This window comes from Gillisella vitis, assembly GCF_001541345.2.
Classification (GTDB): domain Bacteria; phylum Pseudomonadota; class Alphaproteobacteria; order Rhizobiales; family Rhizobiaceae; genus Allorhizobium; species Allorhizobium vitis.
In genome coordinates this window covers 832,751-858,402 of the sequence record NZ_LMVL02000002.1, presented here as the reverse complement: position 1 = coordinate 858,402, position 25,652 = coordinate 832,751, and the positions used below count along the sequence as shown (strand labels likewise).

Sequence of the window (25,652 nt, the reverse complement as noted above, 5' to 3'; positions counted from 1 at the left end):
ATTTAAGCCTCCAGCACGGCGCGGGCAGCGGCAAGGCTTTCCGCACCGCCGACCACCGCCTGTTTCAGGCCGGAACTTTCGCCCAAGAGGTTTTCGGCCACAAACCGGCAAAGCGCCACGCGCTTGTCGTCTTCCCCCTGCGCCAACGCCCCCTTGGCCAGATAGGCCCCCGTCAGGGTCAGGCCGAACAACCGCTGATAGGGCGTTGCACCGGCAAGGGCTTCGGCTTGGGCGCCCTCGCCTAGCCGGGCCAACAGGTATTCCGTCGCATCTTCCAGATCGCGGATCGCGGCAAGCAGCCGGGTCGCCGTTTCGCCGAAGCCGGGGCGGTTGCTGGCATCGACAGCCACGGCAAGGGCTTTCAACTCGCTGAGGAAGCCACGCACATGCGCGCCCTCAGTTAGCGGCAGCTTGCGCACCACGAGATCGATGGCCTGGATACCGTTGGTGCCCTCATAGATCGGCGCGATACGCGCGTCGCGCAGCAGGCGGGCGGCACCCGTCTCTTCGATAAAGCCCATGCCGCCATGCACCTGAATGCCCATGGAGGCAACATCGACGCCGATATCGGTGGCGAAGCTCTTGGCAATCGGCGTTAAAAACGCGGCGCGCGCCTGCCAGTGGCTGGCCTCATCGCCTTCGCTATGATGGCTCATGTCAATGGCATGGGCACAGGAATAGCAGATGGCCCGCGCCCCTTGGGTCAGCGCCTTCATGGTCAAAAGCGTGCGCGCCACATCCGGATGCTCGATGATCGGGCTCATGCCCGCACCGGCCCAACCGGGCGCCTTGCCCTGAGTGCGCTCCCTGGCATAGGCGGTGGCCAGCTGGGTGGCGGCTTCGGCAATCGCCACGCCCTGCATGCCAACGGCCAGCCGCGCATTGTTCATCATCGTGAACATGCAGGCCAAACCCTTGTTTTCCTCGCCGATCAGATAGCCGATAGCGCCGGCTTCAGAGCCGAACTTGCCATCGCCATAGATCATCGTGCAGGTCGGCGAGCCGTGAATACCGAGCTTATGCTCCAGCGAATGGCAATGGAGATCGTTGCGGGCGCCAAGCGACCCATCATCGCCCACCAGAAATTTCGGCACCAGGAACAGGGAAATGCCGCGCGTGCCCGCCGGTGCATCCGGCAGACGGGCCAGAACCAGGTGAATGATATTGCCCGTCGCCTCGTGCTCGCCCCAGGTAATGTAGATTTTCTGGCCGAAAATCCGGTAGCTGCCGTCATCGCGGCGCTCAGCGCGGGTTTTCATCACCCCCAGATCCGAACCGGCATGTGGCTCGGTCAGGTTCATGGTCGCCATCCATTCGCCGGAGACGACCCGGTGCAGGAATTTCTCCTTCAGCGCATCACTGCCATGCGCTGTCAGCGACTCGGCGGCGCCCATGGTCAAGGTCGGCCCCAGCGCAAAGCCCATGGAGCCGGAATTCCACATTTCCAGCGCCGCGACATTGAGAAGATGCGGAAGGCCCTGGCCGCCATAGCGCTCCTCGGCCACCAGCCCGTTCCAGCCACCTTCGGCCCAGCGGCGATAAAGATCGGCCCAACCGTCCGGCAATTGCACCTTGCCATCAACAAGTTTCGCGCCCTGCCGGTCGCCATTTGCGGCCAGCGGTGCAATCTCGTTGGCGGCAAAACGGCCAGCCTCTTCGAGAATGGCATCGGTCAAATCCTCGGAAAGATCGCCGAAGCGGCCTTCCTCCAACGCCTGCGCCATGCCGGCAACCTGTTTCAGGGTAAAGGCAATTTCCTCCACGGGGGCCTTGTACATCGCATTCTCCTCCGCCAAATCCCGGCTTGCAGCGGGCCACTCCCGACCCGGACAGTTCCTAACACTCCAGCTAATTGATTTTTACGTAAACGTCAATAAATCGCAAGCTCATTCGGGCATTCCCGCCAGTTGATCCGGGCGTCACAATCAGAGCATATAGGGAGCCCACCAGCCTTGGAATAACCGCGACGCGAGGAAGTTCAATACCCATGCTGACAGCGACCACCCCCATTCCCGGCTTAGTATGGGCCTATCATATCGACGCCCGCCATCAGAGTGCCATCCGCCTGCCGATGGATGCGACACTGACGGGCCTGATGCCGGAACAGGGGTTTCTCTGGCTGCACCTCAATCTTGCCGATGTGCGGGTACCCGGCTTTATCGAACAGTTTCCGGGCCTCAGCGAAGCGGCACGTGCCGCGCTGATCAATCATGAACATCACGCAGCACTCTCGGTGGACGAGCAGCTGATCTATGGGACGCTGGTGGATTTTCAGCGCGAATTTGCCGCCGCCACCCGGGACATCGGCTGGCTGCATTTTGCGCTGTCCGACCGGTTCATCATCACCACACGGCTGCAACCGATCCGCTCGGTGGATATTTTGCGCGGTGCGATTGAGAAAAACCCGGCGAAATTCGCCTCCCCCATGCAGGTCTATGAAGTACTGGTGGCGGAGTTTCAGCGCGGCATCATGGCGCTGGTGCTGGAGCTGATGGAAGAGATCAACCGCATTGAGGATGTCGTCTATGACGAGGACATGCGCGACGAGCGCACCCAGCTTGCGCCGCTACGCCGGGTGATCGTGCGGCTGCATCGGCATTTGCGGGGCATGCTGAGTATGATGCGGCGCGCCAATGCCGTGGACGAGGATGAAATGCCCGCCGGTTTCGAAGATGTGGCGAGCCGCCTGACCAACCGGCTGGAAGCCGCCGACCACGATGTCTACGCCCTGCATGAGCGCGCCCGGCTGCTGCATGAAGAAATCGACAGCAAGCTCTCCTCCGAGACCAACCGCCACCTTTACATCTTGTCGCTGATGACGGCCTTTTTGCTGCCGCCCTCGCTGGTCACAGGCTTTTTCGGAATGAACACCTCGCATCTGCCCTTTACCAGCGGGCCGGAAGGATCGGCCTATGCGATTGCCTTTATCCTCGGGTCGATTTTTCTCGCCTGGTTTATTCTGAAACGCGCCAGAATTCTCTGAAACGCAAAACGCCCGGTGCAATCAACACCGGGCGTTTTAGCAATGAACAATTGCGCTTAATAGTAAGGCGAATAGCACTGCTGACGCGCACCGCTATAGGTCACGAACGTATTGCTGTAGGAATCATAGCTGCGGTAGCGGCCGGAGCACCATTCGTAATGGCGCGGATTGATGCCATTGCTATAGGCGGGCGCTGCGGGCGCCGGGCGTGGCTGCGAGGCGATGGCGCCACCAATCAGAGCACCGGCGGCAAAGGCTGCCAGCGGATACCAATGCCCATCATGATGACGGCGATATCCAGGGCGCGGGCCATCATAACCCCGGTAGCCACGGTAGTAGCCGGGGCCTGGGCGGTAGCCATCGTCATAGCCGCGCCACTGAACCTGTTCCACAGGCACCGCAGATTGCGCCGCTGGCTGCAAAATGTTCAGAGGCATGGCATCTGCGGATATAAAAGATGTTGCCAGAACAGCTAATGCCGTGCCGGCCACTGCAATGCGCTTGGTAAGGGTCATGATCGTCGTCTCCATATGATCAATAGAGATAGGGAGGGTAGGCTCGCCTGTCCAGATCACGCCTCATCACAGTTGTTAGACGCATGATACGGAACGGCAATACTTGCCCTTATTGCCCTCACCCTAGCCAGGTACGGATGAACCGGCGATTAATACATTTATACCAGCACCTGCCCTCGCGAGATTGGCCGACAGAATGTCGATGCCAGACAAGCCTCGCGAAACGCAGCCGGCCTAAAGCTTGGGAAAGTTTCTTTTAACAAGCATCCGGTAATTTACGTGTACCCGGTCATTCACTTGGACGACAGCCAATGCGGCAGCTCGTCATCCTTTGTGTGGAGAGTGCGTTCGATGTCCAAACTGCGATATTATGCGGCCCCAAAAACTCCGGCTCTCGAAAACAAGCGGCCCAAGGCCGCCCACAGCGAATTCCTGCGGACCGGCAAGATCATCCGCGACGAGGATGACTGGCTGGCCGACGAAAAGCGCTATCTGACCCACGAGGAAGTGGCAGTGCGCACGGCCAAGCGGCTGGAAGCAGCGGCAGAGACCACCCATCAGCGCATCAACGGCTTTCACAAGTCTATCCGCTTTCCCAAACTGCTGTTCCATCAGACACTTCAGGATATTCCGCACCTGGGTTACTGTCATGTCACGGCCTCACGGTCGAATTTCGCCCAATATGCCGATGTGAAATGGGCTTTCTACTTCGCCAATTTCAATGCCGAGGTCGGCGGCGAGGACAGTTTCTTCCAAAAGATCACCCCGCAATATGGCCGGATGTATTTTGCCGTGGCGCTGAAACCCGACAAGGCCAAACGCGAAATGACCGTCGATCGCTCGATCCGTGAAGACGGCCTGCTGTTTCGCACCAGCGATCCGAAAGTGGCGCTGAAAAACGTGCTGCTCTTGGGCGCGCGCACCTCCGCACTGCGAAAAATCATTGCCAGCATGTGACAGTCTATCCAATAATCGCCGCTGGCCATCTGCAAATGGCAATTTCTGCGCTTCCGGTACTCACGTACATTAAGTACGCTCCGTTCCGGTTCTCGAAATCACCATTTTCGCCAGGCCAGCAGCAATTCTTGAACAGACTGTAAGACAAGCCAGGTCTGATCCAAAAGATTAGACCTCGATTTCGACATCGCCTGTCGGACGGGAGCAGCAGGCGAGGATATAGCCTTCCTCGATTTCGTCATCGAGAATGCCGCCATTGTGGTTCATCTCCACCTCGCCCGACAGCTTCATCACACGGCAGGTGCCGCAGAGACCGGATTCACAGGCAGCGCCGATGCGCACACCAATGGAGCGGGCGGCTTGCAGCACGGTAAAGCCCGGCTCGCACAGCGCTTCCTTGCCCGCCAGCGTAAAGGCAACCTTATGCGGCTTCACCTCGCCCGTAGGATCAGCCACCACCACCATCGGCTCGGGCGCCACCGGCTGGAAGGTTTCCTCGTGGTAGCGGCTCATGTCAAAACCGGCACCGGCCAGCGATTCCCGCACTGTGGCCATGAACGGCTCCGGCCCGCAGCAAAACACCGTACGATCCAGAAAATCCGGTGCCAACAGGCCGATTTTCGCCTTGTCGATAAAGCCACGCAGACCCGACCAAAGCTGGGAGCGCTGCAATTGCTCAACAATGAAGCCAAGCTGGAAGAAGGGCAGATAACGGGCCTTATATTCCAGTTCCCAGCGGAAAATGATGTCGTCAGGCGAGCGGGCGCAGTGGATGAAGGCGATGTCGCTATCGGGCTGGCGGTCGGCCATGTCGCGGGTCATCGACATCATCGGGGTAATGCCGGAGCCCGCCGAGATGAACAAGTATTTCTCGCCCGGATGCTTCACATAGGAAAAATCGCCGAGCGGCCCGAACGCCTTGATCTTCATGCCCGGCTTGAGATTGTCAAACATCCAGCGGGTGCCGATACTGTCCTTCTGCGCCTTGACCGTCACCGCCACCGTATAGGGCCGCGACGGGCTGGAGGATAGCGTATAGGTGCGCATCACAGGTTCTGGCCCGACAGGCAGTTCCAGCGTCACGAACTGGCCGGGCAGATAGCGGAACCAATGGCCCGGCCTGTCCGACTTGAACGTGAAGGTCATGACATCGGGGGCTTCAGGCGTCCAGGCGACGCATTCCAGCAGATGCTCCCGGTCCGACCAAGGCCGCATTTCATCGACATGCCGATAGATCTTGTCCACCATGGTCACGCGACGACCGACAAGGGGGATTTGCTCGAGGCAGCTTCGCCGTCCAGACGGTCGACCATGAAATTCGCATACCATTCGACGAACTGCATCACGCCGCCTTCATGATCGGGCGAATAAGGGCCGGGCTCATAAGCGGGAGAGCGGATGCCGAAGGCATTTTCCTCGACAATCGAGCGGTCCTGATCGTTGGTCATGTTCCAGACATGGGTGAGGTCGTGGAGATTGTAATCCACGCCCTCCACCGCATCCTTATGCACCAGCCAAGTGGTGGTGACGGCGGTTTCCTCGGCGCTCAGTGGCAGCACGCGAAAGGTGATGGCGTGGTCGCCAAGCAGATGGTTCCAAGTGGTGGGATAGTGGAACATCAGCATCGTGCCGATATGGGAGATGGTCACATCATCCGACAGCGGGCGCTTGACGGCCCGTTTGCCATCCATCGTATAGCTTTCGGCATCCTGAATCAGCGGCATGCGGGCGACGCGGAACTGGCCGCTCTGATGCATGGTGAAGGCGCTGGGCAGATTTGCCGCCTCGCAGCGTTGCCAATGCTCGGTAATCACTGGATCGTCACCCGCGCCCTGCACGCCGGTGGCACTTGGCGCTTCCGGATAGGTGCGGCACAGTTCCGGGTGATTGCCAGCGCAATGGTAGCATTCGCGGTTGTTTTCCCAGACCAGCTTCCAATTGCCCTTTTCGACAATGGTGTTGCGATGGGCAATCTTGGCTTCGGTGAGCCTATGCGGCTGAAGATAGGGCAAGGCTGTGGCGCGGAAGCTGGCGAAATCCTCCGGCACCTCTGCCAGACAGATGAAGATATAGCCGCCAAAGCTTTCGCAAGCGACCGGCTTCATGCCATGCTGGCTCTTGTCAAAATCCTCGCCCATCTGGCGGGCAAACACCAGCGAGCCATCCAGATCATAGGTCCACTGGTGATAGGGACAGACCAGCTTGGCCGACGCCCCGCGCTCCTGCGTGCAAACCCGGTGGCCACGATGGCGACAGGTATTGTGGAACGCACGGATCACACCATCGCGCCCACGAACGACGACGACAGGATAATCGCCGATCTGCACGGTAAAATAATTGCCGGCGCGCGGAATTTCGCAATCATGGCCCATGAACAGCCAGTCACGATACCAGATCAATTCCATATCGAGCTTGAAGTAATCCCTGTCGATATAGAAGGGCTGTTCCAGACTATAGCCTTCGCGGCGATTTTTCAGCTGGCGCAGAACGGTGCTGTTGATATCCATGATACCCTCGTTTTCCAACCGGCGCGGGAGCATCGAAAGAAAGGGGACACATCCGCCTACCTGCGACAGCACAGCGCGACCTATGCCTCATAACCCGCCCATACCTCCAAACCTCGATTCTAACCCATCACTCGGATCAGAACCATTGTTTTTCAGAGGATTTGAGCTTTTTCCCATCTAGCCACAAGCGCACCACCCACGCCGCCTTGGCCTACGACATCGCAGATATGGATTGCGACATGGAATGATTTCAGCATTCGGCCCATTCCGGACACGATTAGCTCAATCAAATAACGGTTGCGGTCTATCTTGAACGACAGCTTGAGCAGAGCCAAATTAAGTTAATACTTTTTATGGAGCCGGAAGGCGCATCGGGAGGATCGCATATGTTAACGCCTGTTAGACGCCCCATCCAGCAGTTCGAGTATATTGTAGAGACGAACCGCGTTAACGGAGACAACATCGCGCGAGCGGTTAGCTACTTTGAGAGACAGGGCATACCTGCCGAGCGAATTCCCCATAAGACGACTTTAAGGTTATTCAGACCTGCAAATATGACATTCCCTACGTTCGCGCGTATTGTTAGGGGCGTTATTCAACGACGCATCGGCAGTCTGCTTATGTTTAGCACCTCTACAGGGAATGCTTTTCTGTGCTCCAACCGAGGCAACAGACCAGGTAGATTTGTGCGTATAAACGGAAATTGAAACGGGAAAGCCGCCCAACCTTTCGGTGAGCGGCTTTCAAAAAGGTCGGCGTTTTCCCACTAAACTAACAGCCCATAAATGGCGGACCGTACCGGACTTGAACCGGTGACTCACGACTTATCTCTAAGTTAACTATACAATATACAAAACCTGTAAATAAGTCAACAACTATTTTTCCACGTCCGTTCTTTTTATTTTAAAAATCACATCAATTTCACGGCGCTAAGTAAATACCAAGACTAAACATACGTCCCGCGCGCATTATTGATCCGCTTATTTGCTGGAAGCGGTATGCTTACAGGCATCCTATCATGACGCTTGGCCGTTGCATCGCCGCTGCTTTTTTTCACGGGATAACGATGACGTACCCCTCGAATCTTTGCAACTATTTCTAGTATGTACAAATAACCAGCCGCAGGGGGAAAGTATGGCCAAAAATTCCGAGGACGAGGACGTCACCGAGCATCTGGAAACGGCCAGCTTTTGGGTAAGATTTCAGGCCCTGTTTACTCAAAGCAGCATGAGGCTCCTGATGGCCATGTCGATTGCTGCAATCGTCTTCACCTTCCAGATGGCCTTTCCGCCACCGAAACCGAACACGCTGACCGTGAACCGGGTGCCATTCGAGGAAGCGCTTGCTCGTCTCGATGCCGAGCAGGCGAAAGTCAAATCCTACGCGGCGGAGGATATACCGGCAGACAAGCTACGGCCTTTGCTGGAGCAGTCATCAGTTGAGCTTGAAGAATCAATCGCCGCAGTACGGGGTTCGTTGCGTGGCCAAGACCCCGAGCTTGGCTTCTCTCTCCCTTCTCTCGTAACGGAAGCCTTTGCCGCTACTGAGGACGCCGAGCAGATTTACAGCACCGACCAGCGCACGATGTTGGTCACGGGCATCATCGGCGCGATATTCGTGTTCTGGATTTTCTGCTTCGTCCTGTATTTCGTCAGCAAAGACAAGGAGAAGGTGAAATTTGCTGGGACGATGATTCAGACCGTCCTTGGCTTCTACATAGGCATAGTGACTGGCATGATGGGCGCACCGCGCCGTTGATGGGGGGGAGAACTTTTGAACGAACAGACGCGGTTTTACGCCCAGTACATGGATGTACTCAACTCCATCATATCGCCGGCACTCACCATCTTCGCAATAATGATCGCCGTAGTGTTCGCGTGGCGTTTTCTCCGGAATTATGAACGCAACCAAGCTTTCGCTCGCGAAGAGCAAGCAATGCTTCGTGAAGAAATGGCGCTTGCGCGATCATATCAGGGCGGCAAGGCCAATTCGCAAACCAGCATCACTATAGCCGGAGACCCCACAGCAGGCGGCGGGTACGACTTCGTTCAGGTGCCGGACGAATTCAAACCAATGTTTGCAGATGCAATGAATGGTTTCTGTGACTACGCAAAGCTGAAAGGCTATAGCGTCGAGCTATCCATGGAGACCAGCCAGCCCGGCAAGGTCGGGATGAAGATTACCATTGCGGATATCGGTGTAACTGTCAGCACGGCGACCGTCCGGAAGGACGTAAACGAATACATGCAGAAGCTGAAGGACGACGACGACTTCAGCGACTTTCCCATGCCTGAGAACGCTGCCGAACACATGATCATTGTCTCGGCGCTGCGGGCGCGGTTCAGCTATGTGAAGACACAGCTTGAAATGCACAAAATCAAAGCGGATTTACTTGAAGGGCTTTTGATGGGTGTGAAGAACAGCGGACTTGGCGCTATCAGTTACACCCCGCCCCAGTCACAATACCTGCAAGTCACCGTGCAGAACGACGGAGGAAAGAACATGGGCGACAGCTACAAGGCGACCAATTCCCAGAATATCGCGCAGGGTATGGGTGCGTCGGCAACAACTACCAACAGCACGATCCAGATTGGCAACAATCACAATGAGCGGGCCGAACGGATCAAAGCGCTCAAAGACTTCGTGATCGACGCGCAGGCCAGCGACGTGCCGGAAACGACCAAAGCAGAGGTGGTCCGCTATATCGAGAACGCGCGCGAGGAGCTGGAGCAGTCGTCGGAACCGGACTCTGGGTTCATCGAAAAGTGGCTTGACCGCGCAGATAAGACGCTTTCGGCAGCCGATGCGGGATCAAACCTCTACGTGAAGCTGCTTCCGCTGCTCGCGCTGTTTGGCCTGTCGTGAGCATGGCGGGAACGCGGACGCGGTGCGAACTAATCAATCAATACGCAACACCTAAGGTGTCGGTGCTGGTTCGTGACAATGCGATTGCACTCGGTATCACCAATGTGCGCGTCATCCGGAAACTAAATGCCTTGGTAAAAGACTTGGTGTCGATGATCGACAAGTACGCCGAGATCGTATCCAATGGGCATCCGCTCGGAACGTCGGCTCTGTGAAGAGGTCCACTTTAATCGTGCATATCACTGGTTCTGCCGCCCGGAAAAACAAAATGGGCGGATGAGCAGTCAATATAGCGAGTTCAATGTCCGCTTTTGACGCAAAGCGGACATTCCTTAAGCCATTAAAATCAGAGAACCATCAGCCGAATAAAGCGCTTCTCCGAGGTTACATTAGCGCCTCCACCCTCACGCCGCATAGGACATCCCCGAATTCCCCGCACCCCGGCCAATCTGGAACTGTCCCAGCAATTGGCGAAGCTTGTTGACCTCACCGGCCAATGATGCGCTGGCGGCGGTGGTTTCTTCGACCATGGCGGCGTTTTGCTGGGTCATCTGGTCCATGTGGTTGACGGCGCTGTTGACCTGAGTGAGGCCTACGGATTGCTCCTGTGCCGAGGTGGCAATTGCGTCCATATGGCCGTTGGCAGTCGAGACGTAATCCTCAATGGTTTTGAGCACGCTGCCCGTATCGCGCACGAGGTTGACGCCATTGCCCACTTCATCGGAGGAATTGCGGATCAGTTCCTTGATTTCCTTGGCGGCTTGCGCCGAGCGTTGGGCCAGTTCACGCACTTCCTGGGCAACCACGGCAAAGCCCTTGCCCGCTTCGCCTGCACGGGCGGCTTCAACGCCTGCATTCAGGGCCAGAAGGTTGGTCTGGAAGGCAATTTCGTCGATCACCCCGATAATGTTGGAGATCTGACTGGAAGATGCCTCGATGCGCTGCATGGCATCGACGGCGTTGGCCACCACTTGGCCAGATTGGCGCGCGGCTTTGTTGGCCTCAATCACCACGGCACGCGCCTCCTGGGTGCGCTTGGCCGAGTTGGACACGTTGACGGTAATTTCATCCAGCGCGGCGGAGGTTTCTTCAAGTGCTGCCGCCTGCTGTTCGGTGCGTTTAGAAAGATCACCTGCGCCAGACGCAATCTCAGTGGAACCGTTATTGATGTTGCTGACAGAGTCGAGGATAGCGCCCATGGTTTCACCAAGCGTGCGCACCGATTGATTAAAGTCCTGCCGCAGGCTTTCAAACTCTTCCGAAAAAGCTTCGCGCAGCTCAACCGTCAGATCGCCACTGGCCAAACGCCGCAGCCCTGCGGCCAGACCGGAGGTCGCAATCATCAAGCGTTCTCGGGCATCTTCCTCGGCCTTCAGCTGCGTCTGGATACGCTCCTGTTCAGCAAGGCGGCGGTTCGTTTCCGCCTCTGACTCCAGTTGGCGCTTGGCAACGGCATCTTCCCGGAAAACCTCAACGGCATCGCACATCAAGCCAATTTCATCGCCCCGTGGGCCAAAGTCCGCCCTACGGCTGGTATCGCCAGAGGAGAGCCTGTTCATGGCTTCAACCAGCAACTTGATCGGTATCACCACGGTGCTTCGCAATACAAAAGCCGTTGCGATCAATACCAGCACAATCAAAATCTGGATCGTACCATTGATCGTCGCGGAGCGCGCTTCCGTCGCTTGAAGAGAGTTGCGGGCATCTGTCGTGACCTTGCGGGACGCCGCAACCGCGCTTTGAATGGACTCGTTGAGTTTCGAAGTGATCGGTCTGGTATATTGATCACGTCGTGCAGTCAGCGCGACGAGGTCCTGACTTTGTTGGGCCCGCTGCTCTTTGACGAAATCCTTGATCTTGATGGAAGCGGTTGCGTAATCGCCGAGACCTGTCGAAATGGCCTGCAACGCATCCGCGTTCACTGCAACGCGCATCGCCTCTTTCAGACTGTTCTGACCATTGAGGGCTGATTTATTCACCGCCGCCAGCTCGGCATCAACCTCCTTGACGGTGGGTGCGAGCATGATATTGCGTACGCCGCTCTTCATCTCCACAAACGCTTTTTCGCTGGCCGAGATACCATCGAGAACCGTTTGCTCACGGGCGACAATGTCCTGCGCTGCCTTGATCGTGCTGTTCGTCCATTGCTGATTGGCAACCATGCCCACTACCATGGCCACCCCAAGCCCCGAGGCAATGTAGATCTTCTTTGCGATGGTGATATTTGATAAAAACGACATTGTCTCTCCCCGTATAGGGCTTTACGCCCCCACCCATGATGACAAAAGCTACCCCCCGCGGCTGCGACCACAGACGAGCGGTGCGATGTGTGAAAGACCCGCAAAATCAGAAAAATCACAGCATAGAGATATCCGCTGGCCCCCAGCCAAACGGATCATCAAACGCACATGATGGTTCAAGGCCGATAGAGCCTCGTTGCCGATTTGTTGTTGCGGGCTGGCTATCATTCCATCCGGACAACAGGGTGCCTGCATTGTCATAAAGCAGACCACTCAATTTCATGAAACGCTCAAAACGTGCAGATGCATCTGCAACAACCCAATATTGGAAACATTAACTTAAGCATCCCTTAATTTAATGCACCCAAAACAGGAGATGCTAAATTATTTTGCACTTATAGCGTTATTTGCTGCGGGAGCGGTGCGCAGCAAACTGAATACCCCCTGAAAGGGACGGATCGCTATACAGAAGAAACATGCCGCGAATATGCGGGCCAATAGAGTTTCGCCAGGAAAAATTGGCAACCGGTCTTCTCGAAAAGACAACCGAAAACAAAGAAACCTAAAGTCTGTCTGGTTCAATCTGAACCTGACAGACTTTAGGTTGGCACATCGACTTTTCAGCCTGATGCTATAGGCAATTGCTCTGTCACCCGTCGTTTAAGCGGGGGTTTTACAGTCTGTTCAAGAATTGCTGTTGGCCTGGCGAAAATGGTGATTTCGAGAACCGGAACGGAGCGTACTTAATGTACGTGAGTACAAGCATTTCAGAAAAAGTGCGAAGCGGTTTTTCGTTCGAAAATGCGAATGCATCAGGCAAGCGCAGAAATTGCCATTTGCAGACGGCCAGCGGCGATTATTGGATAGACTGTTACATCACACCACATGCGGCTTGTAGATCAGCCAATCCTTCGGCACATAGCTGTTTTCTGTCACGCCATAGAGCGTCACTGTATCGCCACCGGAAGATTTTGAGGCTGTGAGGGCGCGTTCAGAATAGGTCATCAGGTCGAAGGCATTGGGGGCCTGTTCGGAAAGGCAGATGCCAAAGGACATGGTGAGTGCGGCAAGTGAGCCGTTGGAGCCGGCATTGACCACTGCGGTGGCCTTCAGCTTGACGCGCACAGCGTTGACGATGCGGCTGATTTCGTCCTGGTCTGACGTGTAGAACAACAGGCCGAAGCGGCTGCCGTCGAAGCGGCAGGCGAGATCGTCCTTGCCTGCCACGGCCTTCACCACCTTGGCGATCTGCTTGATGAAGCGTTCGGTTACCGTCGGGCCAAGATGATCGGCGAGCTTGGCGAAATCGTCGATTTCACCGACCGCCAGACCGCAGAGCGTTGGCAGGGCCGGATTGGCATAGACTTTTGCCAAGGCCTTGTTGAAGGCGCGGCGGCTGCCCATGCCGGTCAGCGGATCGACGAATTTCGCCTGTTCCACCTGATCGGCCTCGCGCTGCACATCGGCGAGCTGCTCGGTCTTTTCCACCACGGTTTTCACGACATTGCTGTTTTCGGCGACGCGCTGGTCGGTGGCGGCCTTCAGCGCCTGGATGGAGCGGCTCAGTTCCGGGTTGCCAAGGTCGGTGTCGGTCAGGATGCCCTTGGTGGCATCGCCGATCAGACGGCCATAATCGGTCAGCGACAGTTTTTCCTGGTTGAGCAAGCTGATGAAGCTGCTCATTTCGGCGCGCACCTTGTTGTTGTGGCGGGCCAAAAGACCGTCTTCATGGTGATGGGGCAGGTATTTGCGACCAAGTGCATCCAGCGCGTCCTGGGTCTTGACCTTGCCGAGCGCGATGAACTCGCGCACCAGATCCGGGTTGCTGCCGGAATAGGCTTCATAGACCAGTTCGTAATTGCGTGGCAGACCCTCGATCCCCATCTGATGCATGGCTGTCGCTACACGCAGCGCAATGCTGGAGGCCGGATTTTTCATAGGCTGCATCGGATGCTTCCCCACATCGAATCATTGATTGGTGGCACAGTAGCGCGACACTTCTTTCTTTCGGTTACGGCTGTATTTAAAATTTTATGGATTGGTGAAGAGACTGTGAAAAGCCATGGATGAAGACGGTGGTGCATTGGTAAAAGTCGTTTGCGCCACGGGCGACGTCAGGCTATTTCACCAGGGAAACAGCGGCAATCAGGCAGGCATGGCACAGCTCCTCTCAGTCATCACATCCCCGGAACCGGCCATCCGCGCCGCGCTGCCTTTGCTTGAGGCTGGCGAGGTGATCGCCATGCCGACCGAGACCGTCTATGGGCTGGCGGCGGATGCCACCAATCCGCAGGCCATTACCCGGATTTACGAGACCAAAGGCCGCCCGCAATTCAATCCGCTGATCTGCCATGTCGCCGATCTTGCCATGGCCGAGCGCTACGGCGTCTTCGATCCCCTGTCGCGGCAACTGGCGGAGCGGTTCTGGCCGGGGCCGTTGACACTGATTGTGCCGCTCGCCCCAGGCTGCGCCATTCACCCCTTGGCAACGGCCGGGCTGGACACGGTTGGCCTGCGCATGCCTCTAGGCTTTGCCGCCACGCTGATCGCCGCCTTCGGCAAGCCGCTGGCCGCCCCAAGCGCCAATACCTCGGGTAAGATCAGTCCGACAACCGCTGCCCATGTCGAAGAGGATCTCGGGGCGAAAATCCCGCTGATCCTCGATGCCGAGGCGGCAGGCGTCGGGGTTGAATCCACCATCCTGAAGGTGGAAGACGGCCAGGTCCGGCTGCTGCGCCCCGGCGGGCTTTCGGTGGAGGCGGTGGAAGACGCGACCGGTTTGCGGGTGATCCGCCCGCAAAAATCGGGTGCAATCATCGAGGCGCCGGGCATGTTGGCCTCCCATTATGCCCCGGAGGCGGCGGTGCGGCTGAATGCGACCTCGGTTTTTGCCGATGAGGCCGTGATCACTTTTGGCTCTGCCGTCCCTCAAGGGCTTGAAAAGGCTGCCCTCGTGCTCAATTTGAGTGCGGATGGCGACCTCGCCGAGGCCGCCGCCAATCTGTTCAGCTTCATGAAGCGGGCCGATGCCAGCGGTGCTGCCCGCATCGCCTTCACCGCCATTCCCACCCATGGGCTGGGAGATGCAATCAACGACCGGCTGGAGCGGGCCGCTGCGCCACGGTGATGGTGTGCGGCGATAGAATACAAGGACGAAACGCCATGACTGACATGCCCCTTTCCGCCGCCCTGCTCGAGCGGTTCATCGCCATTGTCGGCCCCGCAAATGCCTTGACCGATCAGGCTGATATCACACCCTATCTCACCGAAAACCGCGGCCTTTACCACGGCGCTTCGCCGTTGGTGCTGAAGCCCGGCTCGACCGAAGAGGTTTCCAGAATCCTCGCGCTGGCCAGCGAAACGAAAAGCCCGATCGTGCCGGTCAGCGGCGGTACCGGCCTGGTCGGCGGCCAGGTGCCACGCGACAATTCCAGCGATATCCTGCTATCGCTGGAGCGGATGAACACGGTGCGCGAGGTCGATCCAGTCGGCAATGTGATCGTCGCCGACGCGGGCTGCATTCTGGCCGACATCCAGAAGGCGGCGAATGATGTCAACCGGCTGTTTCCGCTGTCGCTCGGTTCGGAAGGCTCCTGCCGGATCGGCGGCAATCTCGCCACCAATGCCGGTGGCACCGCCGTGCTGGTCTATGGCAATATGCGCCAACTGTGCCTCGGCCTTGAAGTGGTGCTGCCGACCGGCGAGATCTGGAATGGCTTGCGGCGGTTGAAAAAGGACAATAGCGGCTATGACCTACGCGACCTGTTCATCGGCGCGGAAGGCACGCTTGGGGTCATAACCGGAGCCGTGCTGAAGCTTTATCCGCAGCCGCTTGGCCATGAAGTCGCCTTCGTCGGGCTTAAATCGCCGGTGGAAGCTTTGGCGCTGTTTGAAAAGGCCGGTGCGCTCTGCGGTCCGGCGCTGACCGGTTTCGAGCTGATGCCACGCATCGGCGTCGATTTCACCAGCCGCCATATTCCCAATGTCCGTGATCCGCTGGCCTCCGTTCACGACTGGTATGTGCTGGTCGATATTGCCACATCCGATGCCGTTGAAACGGCAAGAACCATGATGCATGACGTGCTGGAACAGGGCGTAGAGGCCGGGCTGATCGAGGATGCCGTGGTCGCCGGTTCGGTGGCGCAGCAAAAGGCGCTCTGGCACATGCGTGAAAGCATGTCGGATGCGCAAAAGCCGGAAGGCGGTTCAATCAAGCACGATGTTTCGGTGCCAATTGCCCAGGTCCCGGCCTTCATGCGGCAAGCGGAAGAGGCGGTGCTCGCCGCCATGCCGGGTGCGCGGGTCTGCGCGTTCGGCCATCTGGGCGATGGCAATATCCATTACAACATCAGCCAGCCCATCGGTGCCGACAAGGCGCAGTTCATTGGCCGCTGGCGCGAAATCAACAAGGTCGTGCATGATATCGTCCGCGCCCATGGCGGCTCGATTTCCGCCGAACATGGGGTCGGCCAATTGAAGCGCCAGGAACTGGCCGAGACAAGGCCGGACATTGAAACCGTGCTGATGACCCGCATCAAACAGGCCTTCGACCCCGCCGGCATCATGAACCCCGGCAAGGTGGTGCCCGGCTGATGGCAGACACAGTGCCTTCCCACGACAATTCGCATCCCGCACCGGACAAGGTGCTGTTCCGGATCGATCTGGAGAATGGGGCGCGGCTTGGACCGGGCAAGGTGCAATTGCTACAGCTGATCGGCCAGCATGGCTCGATCCGGGCGGCGGGCGCTGCCCTGGGCATGTCCTATCGCCGCGCCTGGCTTCTGGCCGATGAAATCAACCGGATGTTCAGGGAACCATCGATCACCACCCGCCATGGCGGCAAAAGCGGCGGTGGCGCTGTCCTGACACCCTTCGGCGAGGCCCTGCTGATACGGGCGCAAATGATGGACGTAAAGATCCGCTCAACGCTGGCCGAGGATCTCACCTGGCTGGAGGCAATGGCGGCCGACCGGATCATGCCACCTGAGTGATACAGCAGGCCATCATACCAAGGCCCGTGGTTCACCGCAAAGGCTCAGTCCGCAGCCGATAAACACCTGCCTCGGCCACCGAGACCGCCTTGAACAGCACCGAAACCGGCTTGCCGGGCGCCAGATCCAAGGCGCTCAGCGAGCGGCGGGTGATTTCGGCGTCGATGACCTGACCGGAGCAATCAACCCTGACGACGATGCCGGGGCCTGTCTCGAAAATAGCCGTCACCTTGCCTGACAGGCGATTGAGGGTGGAAAGCTGACCCGTCTCGCCTGTCGCCAGCACCAGATCGCTGGCGGCGACGAACAGGCGGATCGGGGTGCCAATGGGTAGATCGGCATATTTCAGGTAGAGCGGACCCGCAGGGCTTGTCGCCAGCGTCAAACCTTCCTCACGGGCATGGCCGGTGACATGGGCATGCAGGAAGCTGCCGGGGCGGCTGTCGCCGAGCCTTGGCAGATGAAGCAAAGCCCCCTCGCCCGCGTCCACCCTTAAGGCGTGGCCTTTGCTCATCGTGACCACCCGGCTGGCCAACCGGGTGACTTCCTCGACAGCATGGCTGACATAGAGGATCGGCACTCCCGCTTCATCCCGAATCCGCTCGATATAGGGCAAGATCTGCGCTTTGAGGGCGCCGTCCAGCGCCGACAGTGGTTCGTCCATCAGCAGAAGTTTCGGGCTGGCCATCAGGGCACGGGCAATGGCAACCCGCTGCTTTTCTCCACCCGACAATCCATTGGGGGCGCGGTCCAGCAAATCGGTGATCCCGAGCAGATCGCAGATTCGGGACAGGTCTTCGCGCCGTTCGGCTTTCGGGGTAAAATACCGGCCATAGGTGAGATTGGCCCGCACGCTCAAATGTGGAAAAAGCCGCGCCTCCTGGAACACATAGCCGATCCGGCGGCGATGCGGCGGCAGGAAAGTGCCGTTCTGCGCATCGCTCCAGACCCGACCCTCGAAGGTGATCCTTCCCTGGTCGGGGCGGATCAACCCGGCCACGGCATTGATCATCGTGGTCTTGCCCGATCCGGATGGGCCAAACAGTGCCGTCAACCCTGGCCCCAGTTGAAGATCGGCTTCAAGATCGAAACTGCCTTGGCGGTGAAGAATATCGATTTCCAGCATCAGCCCGCCATTCGCACGGTCAGGCGCCGGGTCAGCAGCTCGGAGGCAAGCAACGCCAGCAGCGATAGGACAACAGAAACCAGTGTCAGCCGCAGCGCACCGGCATCGCCGCCCGGCACCTGGGTATAGGTGTAGATGGCGGCGGACAGGGTCTGGGTTTCACCGGGAATATTCGACACGAAGGTAATGGTCGCGCCAAACTCGCCCATCGCCTTGGCAAAGGCCAGCACGGCACCGGCCGCGATGCCGGGCAGGATCAGCGGTAGGGTAACCGTGAAGAACACCATGATCGGCGATGCGCCGAGCGTGGCCGCTGCGGTTTCCAGCTTGCGGTCCACCCCGTCCAGCGACAGGCGGATGGCGCGCACCATCAAGGGAAAGCCCATAATGCCGGAGGCAAGCGCCGCCCCCGTCCAGCGGAAGGAAAACACCAGGCCGAACCATTGATCCAGAAAACCGCCAACCACGCCGCGCCGACCGAAGGTGATCAACAGCAGATATCCGGTGACAACAGGCGGCAGAATCAACGGCAGATGCACCAGCCCGTCCAGCAGGCTGCGCCCTAAGAAGGAGGTGCGCGACAGCAGCCAGGCCATGCCGATGCCAAGCGGCAGCGAGACGGCAACAGCCGTCAGCGCCACTTTCAGGCTGAGCAGGATCGCGGTGATTTCGTCAGCGGAGAGCGCGTCAATCATGGCTCAACGGGCCATAGGTCGACAGCGTTTGTCAATTGATCTTCGTCAACACTGTAAACCCGGCGGCGCGGAACACATTCGAAGCTGTCACCGATTGCAGATAGGCGAGAAACGCCTGGGCATCGGGATTGTTGGAAGCCTTCAGCACCGCTGCCGGATAGACAATAGCCGGATGGGAATTTTCCGGGAACCGGTCAAGGATTTTCACGCCTGGATCAACCCTGGCATCGGTTTCATAGACGATGCCGAGCGGCGCTTCCTGACGCGACACCAGCAGCAATGCGGCGCGGACATTGTCCGCCTGCGCGACCTTGTCCTTGACGCTCGCCCATACGCCGAGATTTTCCAGCGCCGCCTTGCCATAGACACCGGCGGGCACCGAGGAAACATTGGCCATAGCCAGCCGCTCATCCCCCAAAAGCCCAGCCAGATCGAAGCTGGGGGCAATTTTTGTCGTCACCGTGGATGAAGACGCCGCCACCAGCACGATCCGGTTGCCCAGCAGGTTGACACGGCTGCCCGGCACAAGTTCACCACCCTTGTCGAGATGGTCCATCCAGTTGAGGTCAGCGGAGATGAACAGGTCGGCGGGGGCGCCTTCATCAATCTGTTTTGCCAGCGCCGAGGAGGCGGCGAAGGACAGCTTAACCTCCCGACCGGTCTCAGCCTTCCAATCATCGGCAATCTTACTGATGGTCTCTTTCAGGCTGGCGGCAGCAAACACCGTCAGGCTCTGGTCGGCGGCAACCGCCTGGGGGGCGCCGAAGAGCATCAAAGCCGTCAGGATTGCTGGCAGCCGATCCACGATAGTTGTTCTGGCTTTGGCTATCATTTCCCAACCCGCTTTCATCTCATGCTCCCTTTGATCGATATATCTGATGGGATATATCGACTGCCACAGACGAGAGCAAGCGGGAACGACTGTATAAATCCCCTAAACCGGAAGGATCTAGGGGATTTACATAACAGATAGCGTAGTCTTTACAGGCTGTTGACAGATTCCAGCAGGCTGGCGCTGATACCGCTGGTCGAAGAGCTGCCGCCGAGAATGGTCAGCGCGGCATTGGCAGAGGAGCCTGTATTGTTCTCCAGATCGTACATGGCCGTAAAGCGTTGCAGGAATTTCTTCTGCTTTTCAGGATCACTCAGATCCTTCAGGTCCATCTTCTTCTCGATGACCTTTTTCTGCTGCTCGATATCCATATTGCTCATGTCGCTGGGCAGGCTATAGGCGGTGCGGAACACTTCTAGCAGCGCCGTATCGCCGAGAATGTCATAGGCCGAGGTAATGGTCGACGACATGCGATCCCAGTAAAGGGCAAGACGCACACCCTGGTCGCTTTCGCCCTGTTCGTTTTCCAGGGTCTGGTGCAGATAGAGATTTTCGGTGTTAAAGGTCTCACTGCGGTTCTGCACACCATCGGCATTTTCCTGGGAAATCTTGCCGCTACTGTCAAAATTATAGGAGGCGACGAATTTCGCATAGTCCTCGTCTGATTGGGTATTGGCGAAACTTTTCGGATCGGTGAGATCGGACGAAAACAACTGCTTGAGCATATCGTCGCTGACATCTTCCGGGTCGAGCCCGTGCGCCGTCAGGCCGAAATCCACCAGCTTGCGATCCTTGAGCAGATCCGTGACAGATGTAACCTTGACGATATTCTCCTGGTAATATTTGGAGTCCTCCTCCGCCTTCGTCTTGGCCTCAGTCTGTTCCGTGCCCTCCAGAAACCGGGTTTTCTGAACGATATAGTCCTTGGCCACCTCGGTGATGGTGCGCTCCGATTGGGCCAGAAGCGGCACGTCAGCGGTTCCATCCTCCTTGAAATTGAAGGCGGAAGCCAGGCTGATCAGCCGCTCGTCCCTGGTCTTGTTGGCATAGCTCTTGGGATCATTCATATCGCTGGTCAGAACCTTTTTCAGGTCCGCCTTGGAAAACTCGTCGGTCTCGATGCCATAGGCCTTCATCACCATATCGTAGATTTTCTCATTGCCGAGCAGGTCATCAACCTTGGCAATGGATTTCATCTGAGTGGAATAATAGGTGGTCAGCGAATCGAGATCGGCTTGGTCCTGATCATCGTAATTGGTCATATAGCCGCTGGCGGTCTGAGCCAGTTGGGTCTCGCTCTGGGCGTTTCCAGCCGTGGCATTACCGCTGGTGTCGAAGTTGAACATAGCGGCGATCTTCGCATATTCTCCCTTCACCTTGCCCTGGGTATTGGCATAGCTGTTGGCGTCGTTGAGATCGCTGGTGACGATGTTCTCAAAGGTCGATTTCAGCGTGTTCTTGTCCATGCCCAGCGCCGTCTTCACATAGCTGAACAGCCGCGAATCCCCAGTGATATCAGAGGCCTTGGTGACAGTGGCGATCTTTTCCTTGTAGTAGGCGGCTTCGCGCTCGGCCTGGTAGGCGGTCTCGGTGCTGGGGACTTCCTCCAGATAGAGATCTTCCATCTCCGTTTTCTGCTCGGAGGTCTGGGCCGTGGCATTTTTAAGCGAACCGTCGGTATTGAAGGAAAATGCTTTGGCGATATTCAGGTAATCCGACTTGTTGGTGGTCAGCGTATTGACGTAACTGGTGCTGTCGTTGACATCGCTGGTCAGAATCTTTTTCAAATGGTCGGTGGAATAATATTTGGTGTCGAGCCCATAGGATTCGAGCACGAATTTGGTCAGGCGACTGTTTTTCAAGAGGTCATCGACATTGGTGACCTTGTCGATGGCGGAATCGTAATATTGCACCTCTTCCTTGGCATCGTCGCCTTCGGTGACAAGCGATTGCTTGTAAAGGCCAATCACATCCTCTTCCTGCTTGTCGGTCTGGATATCAGCGGTCTCGGCGGAAAAATTGAAAGACCGGGCAAAATCGCGGTAACGGTCGTCGGACAGTTTGTTGGCATAGCTGTTTTCGTCGGACAGATCGCTTTCCAGCACCTTTTTCATGAAGGCCTTGGCGTAGGTCATGTCTTCCAGGCCGTTGGCCTTCATCGTATATTGGTAGAGCCGGTCGTCGTTCATGAAGTCGTCGACGGTTTTGACCTTGCCGATATTCTCCTGGTAATATTTCTGCTCGCGGGCCACCTCAGGCTCCTGAGACACGCGTTTCAGGCTCGCTTTCATATCGCGATTGACAAGATCATAACCGATATAAGTAGACACCATGGCACTGCGTTCCTCGATAAGCTCCAAAAGCGTCGCCCGCCACGTCCCTGGCTGCAACGCCCTCAATCACCGCATAACCCTGCCCCTAACCACCCCTGGCCGGTTGCGTCATGCGGATGTCGGGTAACCCATCATGGCCTACCTGCCTTGCTCCTGGCTTTTGCCGCAAGGCAGAATGGCGTCAAGCGAGAGATACTCACAAGCCTGTCGCCCGCCGCGTTCCATTCGCGGCATTCACACGACAACCTGCCAAACACAACCAAAAAGCAATTTTCCGGAAGTTCTACACGTATTGTAACATTCACCGATCATACCAATAAAGGTTGGTGACTGACGCAGGTTGTCGTAGCATTATCATCCAAACATAGTAGAATACTCTTAACTAATCCTTCGCAATTTTACAAAAGCCGTTCACCAAATCGAAACCGTTAGCGCTGGCAATTCGATAACCATCTGGAACGGCAAAGTTTTCTTAACCGCGATTTTTAAGCGGTCCGGAACCCGGCAAGGCTATCTTTGGCCTCAGAGGACGAAAAGTCCCAGTGAAAAGAGCAGAAGCAATAACGGCTCTCAGGTAAAACAAGGGTAGTAAGATGACGAACACGGTTATGAAGCCCGTCTGGGCCGGAGCAACGTTTCGATTGGAACCATCACGGTTCCCGCAACATGTAACTTACACGCTGCGCGATGCTTCCGGTAATGTCTCCGTTACACTCGACGAGCGCGGTGCCGTGCTGCGCAAGATCCTTCCGGCCAGCGGCTTGCCGATGTCCTTTGCCCTTCCAGCCCGGGCTTTCAAAGGCATTGCCGCCCGTGCCATCGACCATGGCAATGGCGAAGTGACCGTGACGCTGGAACTGCATCACGCCGATCCGGACCTGTGCATTCCGCTGCTGGTTGCCCATGATCTCTGCGATATCGCCGCCGACTGGCGCAGCTGGGCTGAAACCTTCCGCATTCCGATGCTGATGGTCGAGGCTGATGGTGTTGCCCGGCCGTTGGAAGAGCATCTGGGCGAATTGCGCGCCGAGCCGCCGCGCAGCCGCCGTCGCCATTCCTATTTCGCAGAGCGTCGCCCGCGCTTTCTGGTCCGCCGCACCACCGGTTCGCTGGGCGTTGCGATGAAAATTTCCGGCAAGGAAATCATCGCCCGCCGTTAACAGAGCGGTTGTCGATACGCGAATATTTTTAACATGGCTCGCAGGAAAAGGCGGGCCATGTGTCGTTTCGATGCGTCGTATCCCGGAAAATGTGCTCGATCACGTCTGATCGTTGGCGACAATTATGCCGCTTCGGCGCGCTCAACCTCGACAGTCACATGGGACAGAGCGGCAATCTGGGACAATTTTTCGCGGTACCAGGCTGGAGATTGCGGCTCATGTGCCACCAGCGAAACGATGGCACCGTGATGACCGGGCCCCAATTGCCAAACGTGGAGATCGGCAATATCAGCGCCCTCCGCTTCGATCACCCGGCGAATAGTGCCGGAGAGGTCTTCACCCTCCGAGACATGATCAAGCAGAACCATGCCGCTATCGCGCATCAGGCCGAAGGCCCAGCTGCCGATGACCAGCGCGCCGACCACGCCGATCAGCGGATCGAGCCAGAGCCAGCCGAAAAAACTGCCAAGCAGCAGGGCCGCAATCGCCATGACAGATGTCAGTGCATCCGCCAGCACATGGATATAGGCGGCGCGCAAATTACGGTCGCGCCCGCCATGGCTGCCGGACGCTTCTGAATGGGCGTGATGGCCGTGTTCGTGATGCCCATGGTCATGGGCATGTTTGTGGCCGTGATGATGATCTTCCTGAAGCAGCAGGGCGCAAACGAGATTAACGGCCAGACCGATAATTGCGATGACGATGGCCTCGCTAAAGTTGATGGCGACCGGCTGAAACACCCGCCAAAGGCTTTCCCAGGCAATGATAACAGCCACAAGGCCGAGAAAGATCGCGCTGGAAAAGGCGGCCAGATCACCAAATTTGCCGGTTCCGAAGGTAAAACCACTGTTATCAGCATGGCGCCGCGCCAAGCTATAAGCCAGCGCCGAAACAAAAATCGCCCCGGCATGGGTGGCCATATGCCAGCCATCCGCCGTCAACGCCATGGACCCAAACAGATTGCCCGCGACGATTTCCACCACCATCATCACCGTGGTGACGCCGATCACCGCCCAGGTGCGACGCTCATTGCGCTGATGGTCTCTGCCAAGAAAGACATGGCTGTGGCGATTGCCCAGCGGATGCGGATGATCGCCATGCCCATGAGAATCGTGGCCGTGAGACGTCGGGTCGTGGGTCATTTCAGGTAGCTCCTGATCACGTCGATGAGTTCGTCGGCGCCTTGATGACGCTCGGATGCGCCGAGATCTTCGGCAACGATATGCTCGCGGATATGCTCTTCGACCAATTCGGTCATCAGCCCGGTCAGGGCTCCCCGCACCGAGGCCGTCAGGTTCATGATATCGCCGCAAGGCTTTTCAGCCAGTAGCGCGGTTTCGATGGCCTCCATCTGTCCCTTCATCCGGCGGATGCGGGCGAGAAGCTTGGCCTGGTGTTTGATTGTATGGCTCATAGTATAGGGGGGTACCCTATTTTGAAAGTAAATACAAGAAGTCTCTTATATTCTCTAGCCGTCGGGCCGAGCGATCAGGCGAAGGGAATGGCGACAACAAGACCGATAAACAGGATCAGCCCAACCTTGCCATTCAGCTTGAACAGCGCATGGCATTGCAAGGGATTATGGATATCCAGCACCTTAATCTGGTAGCCGAGCAGAACCAGCGCCACCAGCAGGCCGAGATAGGCGGGGAAACCGGCACCGGCTAGCACGAAGGACAGGGCCAGCAACAGGCCCATCGCTCCGTAAAATCCGGTGAGCCAGATCTTGGTGTCCTCGGCAAACAACCTTGCGGTGGAACGTACGCCGATCAGGGCGTCATCCTCCTTGTCCTGATGGGCATAGATCGTGTCATAACCGATGGTCCAAACCACGGCGGCGACATAGAGCAGCACGGCCGCCAAAGACAGCGCCCCCGTCAGCCCGGCCCAGCCCATCAACCCGCCCCAGGAAAAGGCCAGACCAAGGAAAAACTGCGGCCAATCGGTAAACCGCTTGGCGAAGGGATAGATCACCACGATGGCCAGCGACGCCAAGCCAAGCAGGATGGAAAAGCCGTTGAAGCAGAACAGCACCGCCGCACCAACCACCGCCTGGGCGATGATGAATAGTTTGGCTTGGCGGCGAGTTACCCGCCCCGAAGGCAAGGGGCGCGAGCGAGTGCGGGCCACTTCCATATCGATCTTCTCATCGACCAGATCATTATAGGTGCAACCGGCACCGCGCATGGCGACGGAGCCGACGAAAAACAGAAGAAGATGGGCGATGAAGGTAAGGACCGGCAAGGCTCCGCTGGATGCCAGAAAATTAGCCGCTAGCGCCGAGGACCAGAAGCACGGCCACATCAGCAATTCCCAGCCAATTGGCCGGTCCCAACGGGCCAATTGCGCATAGGGCCAGACCGCCCGTGGCAACAGGCGGTAGACCCAATTATCGGAAAGCGCGTCCTGGACGCGGGCGGTGGTGTCGCTGGCGGTGCTCATGCTGAC

At 57.5% G+C, this 25,652-nt stretch carries 22 protein-coding genes; 9 read left to right on the top strand and 13 right to left on the bottom strand.

The window, feature by feature from the left end:
- Nucleotides 1–2: 2 nt before the first annotated feature.
- A complete protein-coding gene (locus ASB66_RS08855) occupies nt 3–1,778 on the bottom strand; it encodes an acyl-CoA dehydrogenase (RefSeq protein ID WP_060719120.1) in 1,776 nt (591 codons plus the stop codon).
- Nucleotides 1,779–1,987: 209 nt separating this feature from the next.
- Here ASB66_RS08855 and ASB66_RS08850 point away from each other — a divergent pair, with 209 nt between their 5' ends.
- A complete protein-coding gene (locus ASB66_RS08850) occupies nt 1,988–2,983 on the top strand; it encodes a transporter (RefSeq protein WP_060719121.1) in 996 nt (331 codons plus the stop codon).
- Between the two features lie 56 nt (nt 2,984–3,039).
- Here ASB66_RS08850 and ASB66_RS08845 read toward each other — a convergent pair whose 3' ends face one another.
- A complete protein-coding gene (locus ASB66_RS08845; protein WP_060719266.1) occupies nt 3,040–3,498 on the bottom strand; it encodes a BA14K family protein in 459 nt (152 codons plus the stop codon).
- Between the two features lie 351 nt (nt 3,499–3,849).
- Between ASB66_RS08845 and ASB66_RS08840 the strand changes: the two genes are divergently transcribed.
- The gene (locus ASB66_RS08840) at nt 3,850–4,455 is read left to right on the top strand and encodes a DUF6656 family protein (protein WP_060719122.1); all 606 of its coding nucleotides are present in this window, start codon (nt 3,850–3,852) and stop codon (nt 4,453–4,455) included.
- Nucleotides 4,456–4,623: 168 nt separating this feature from the next.
- Here the strand turns inward: ASB66_RS08840 and ASB66_RS08835 are convergent, their stop codons facing one another.
- On the bottom strand, nt 4,624–5,703 hold the full coding sequence (locus ASB66_RS08835) for an FAD-binding oxidoreductase (RefSeq protein WP_060719123.1): 1,080 nt from the start codon (nt 5,701–5,703) through the stop codon (nt 4,624–4,626).
- A gap of 2 nt (nt 5,704–5,705) precedes the next feature.
- Nucleotides 5,706–6,962, bottom strand: a complete 1,257-nt coding sequence (locus ASB66_RS08830; protein WP_060719124.1) for an aromatic ring-hydroxylating oxygenase subunit alpha — start codon at nt 6,960–6,962, stop codon at nt 5,706–5,708.
- Between the two features lie 1,134 nt (nt 6,963–8,096).
- Here ASB66_RS08830 and ASB66_RS08820 point away from each other — a divergent pair.
- The 3 genes from ASB66_RS08820 to ASB66_RS26450 all read left to right on the top strand — a co-directional run bounded on the left by ASB66_RS08820 (nt 8,097) and on the right by ASB66_RS26450 (nt 10,042).
- Nucleotides 8,097–8,720: a hypothetical protein gene (locus ASB66_RS08820; protein ID WP_060719125.1), complete on the top strand. Its 624-nt coding sequence runs from the start codon at nt 8,097–8,099 to the stop codon at nt 8,718–8,720.
- Nucleotides 8,721–8,735: 15 nt separating this feature from the next.
- A complete protein-coding gene (locus ASB66_RS08815) occupies nt 8,736–9,827 on the top strand; it encodes a DUF2975 domain-containing protein (RefSeq protein WP_060719126.1) in 1,092 nt (363 codons plus the stop codon).
- A gap of 62 nt (nt 9,828–9,889) precedes the next feature.
- Nucleotides 9,890–10,042: a hypothetical protein gene (locus ASB66_RS26450; protein WP_188352616.1), complete on the top strand. Its 153-nt coding sequence runs from the start codon at nt 9,890–9,892 to the stop codon at nt 10,040–10,042.
- A 189-nt stretch (nt 10,043–10,231) separates the two neighbouring features.
- On the opposite strand, the gene ASB66_RS08805 is transcribed toward ASB66_RS26450, so the two are convergent.
- Both ASB66_RS08805 and ASB66_RS08800 read right to left on the bottom strand, forming a co-directional pair.
- Entirely contained in the window at nt 10,232–12,067 is a 1,836-nt protein-coding gene (locus ASB66_RS08805) for a methyl-accepting chemotaxis protein (RefSeq protein WP_060719127.1), read from the bottom strand.
- 876 nt (nt 12,068–12,943) lie between these two features.
- Nucleotides 12,944–14,014, bottom strand: coding sequence for a GGDEF domain-containing protein (locus ASB66_RS08800; RefSeq protein WP_060719128.1), 1,071 nt, complete (start codon nt 14,012–14,014; stop codon nt 12,944–12,946).
- Between the two features lie 208 nt (nt 14,015–14,222).
- On the opposite strand from ASB66_RS08800, the gene ASB66_RS08795 reads away from it, so the two are divergent.
- The 3 genes from ASB66_RS08795 to ASB66_RS08785 are packed head-to-tail and all read left to right on the top strand — an operon-like array spanning nt 14,223 to nt 17,058.
- Nucleotides 14,223–15,194, top strand: coding sequence for an L-threonylcarbamoyladenylate synthase (locus tag ASB66_RS08795; protein WP_060719267.1), 972 nt, complete (start codon nt 14,223–14,225; stop codon nt 15,192–15,194).
- A 35-nt stretch (nt 15,195–15,229) separates the two neighbouring features.
- Nucleotides 15,230–16,660, top strand: coding sequence for an FAD-binding oxidoreductase (locus ASB66_RS08790; protein ID WP_114386392.1), 1,431 nt, complete (start codon nt 15,230–15,232; stop codon nt 16,658–16,660).
- On the top strand, nt 16,660–17,058 hold the full coding sequence (locus ASB66_RS08785; protein ID WP_060719130.1) for a winged helix-turn-helix domain-containing protein: 399 nt from the start codon (nt 16,660–16,662) through the stop codon (nt 17,056–17,058). The genes ASB66_RS08790 and ASB66_RS08785 overlap by 1 nt, the downstream gene beginning before the upstream one ends.
- A 31-nt stretch (nt 17,059–17,089) precedes the next feature.
- Here ASB66_RS08785 and modC read toward each other — a convergent pair whose 3' ends face one another.
- The 4 genes from modC to ASB66_RS08765 all read right to left on the bottom strand — a co-directional run bounded on the left by modC (nt 17,090) and on the right by ASB66_RS08765 (nt 22,044).
- Nucleotides 17,090–18,184: a molybdenum ABC transporter ATP-binding protein gene (gene modC, locus ASB66_RS08780; protein WP_326492038.1), complete on the bottom strand. Its 1,095-nt coding sequence runs from the start codon at nt 18,182–18,184 to the stop codon at nt 17,090–17,092.
- On the bottom strand, nt 18,184–18,879 hold the full coding sequence (gene modB, locus ASB66_RS08775; protein ID WP_114386390.1) for a molybdate ABC transporter permease subunit: 696 nt from the start codon (nt 18,877–18,879) through the stop codon (nt 18,184–18,186). Before modB ends, modC begins: the two co-directional genes overlap by 1 nt.
- A gap of 31 nt (nt 18,880–18,910) precedes the next feature.
- Nucleotides 18,911–19,711 (bottom strand): molybdate ABC transporter substrate-binding protein, encoded by an 801-nt coding sequence (gene modA, locus ASB66_RS08770; protein WP_060719269.1) that lies wholly within the window; start codon nt 19,709–19,711, stop codon nt 18,911–18,913.
- Between the two features lie 149 nt (nt 19,712–19,860).
- Nucleotides 19,861–22,044: a DUF1217 domain-containing protein gene (locus ASB66_RS08765; protein ID WP_060719270.1), complete on the bottom strand. Its 2,184-nt coding sequence runs from the start codon at nt 22,042–22,044 to the stop codon at nt 19,861–19,863.
- Nucleotides 22,045–22,637: 593 nt separating this feature from the next.
- Here ASB66_RS08765 and ASB66_RS08760 point away from each other — a divergent pair.
- A complete protein-coding gene (locus tag ASB66_RS08760) occupies nt 22,638–23,204 on the top strand; it encodes a DUF6101 family protein (protein WP_060719132.1) in 567 nt (188 codons plus the stop codon).
- A gap of 122 nt (nt 23,205–23,326) precedes the next feature.
- Here ASB66_RS08760 and dmeF read toward each other — a convergent pair whose 3' ends face one another.
- The 3 genes from dmeF to ubiA all read right to left on the bottom strand — a co-directional run bounded on the left by dmeF (nt 23,327) and on the right by ubiA (nt 25,646).
- On the bottom strand, nt 23,327–24,346 hold the full coding sequence (dmeF, locus tag ASB66_RS08755) for a CDF family Co(II)/Ni(II) efflux transporter DmeF (protein ID WP_114386388.1): 1,020 nt from the start codon (nt 24,344–24,346) through the stop codon (nt 23,327–23,329).
- Nucleotides 24,343–24,618 carry a metal/formaldehyde-sensitive transcriptional repressor gene (locus ASB66_RS08750; protein WP_060719134.1) on the bottom strand — a complete coding sequence of 92 codons (276 nt, stop codon included), beginning with the start codon at nt 24,616–24,618 and terminating at the stop codon, nt 24,343–24,345. Before ASB66_RS08750 ends, dmeF begins: the two co-directional genes overlap by 4 nt.
- Before the next feature lie 74 nt (nt 24,619–24,692).
- Nucleotides 24,693–25,646: a 4-hydroxybenzoate octaprenyltransferase gene (gene ubiA / locus ASB66_RS08745; RefSeq protein ID WP_060719135.1), complete on the bottom strand. Its 954-nt coding sequence runs from the start codon at nt 25,644–25,646 to the stop codon at nt 24,693–24,695.
- Between the last annotated feature and the right edge of the window lie 6 nt (nt 25,647–25,652).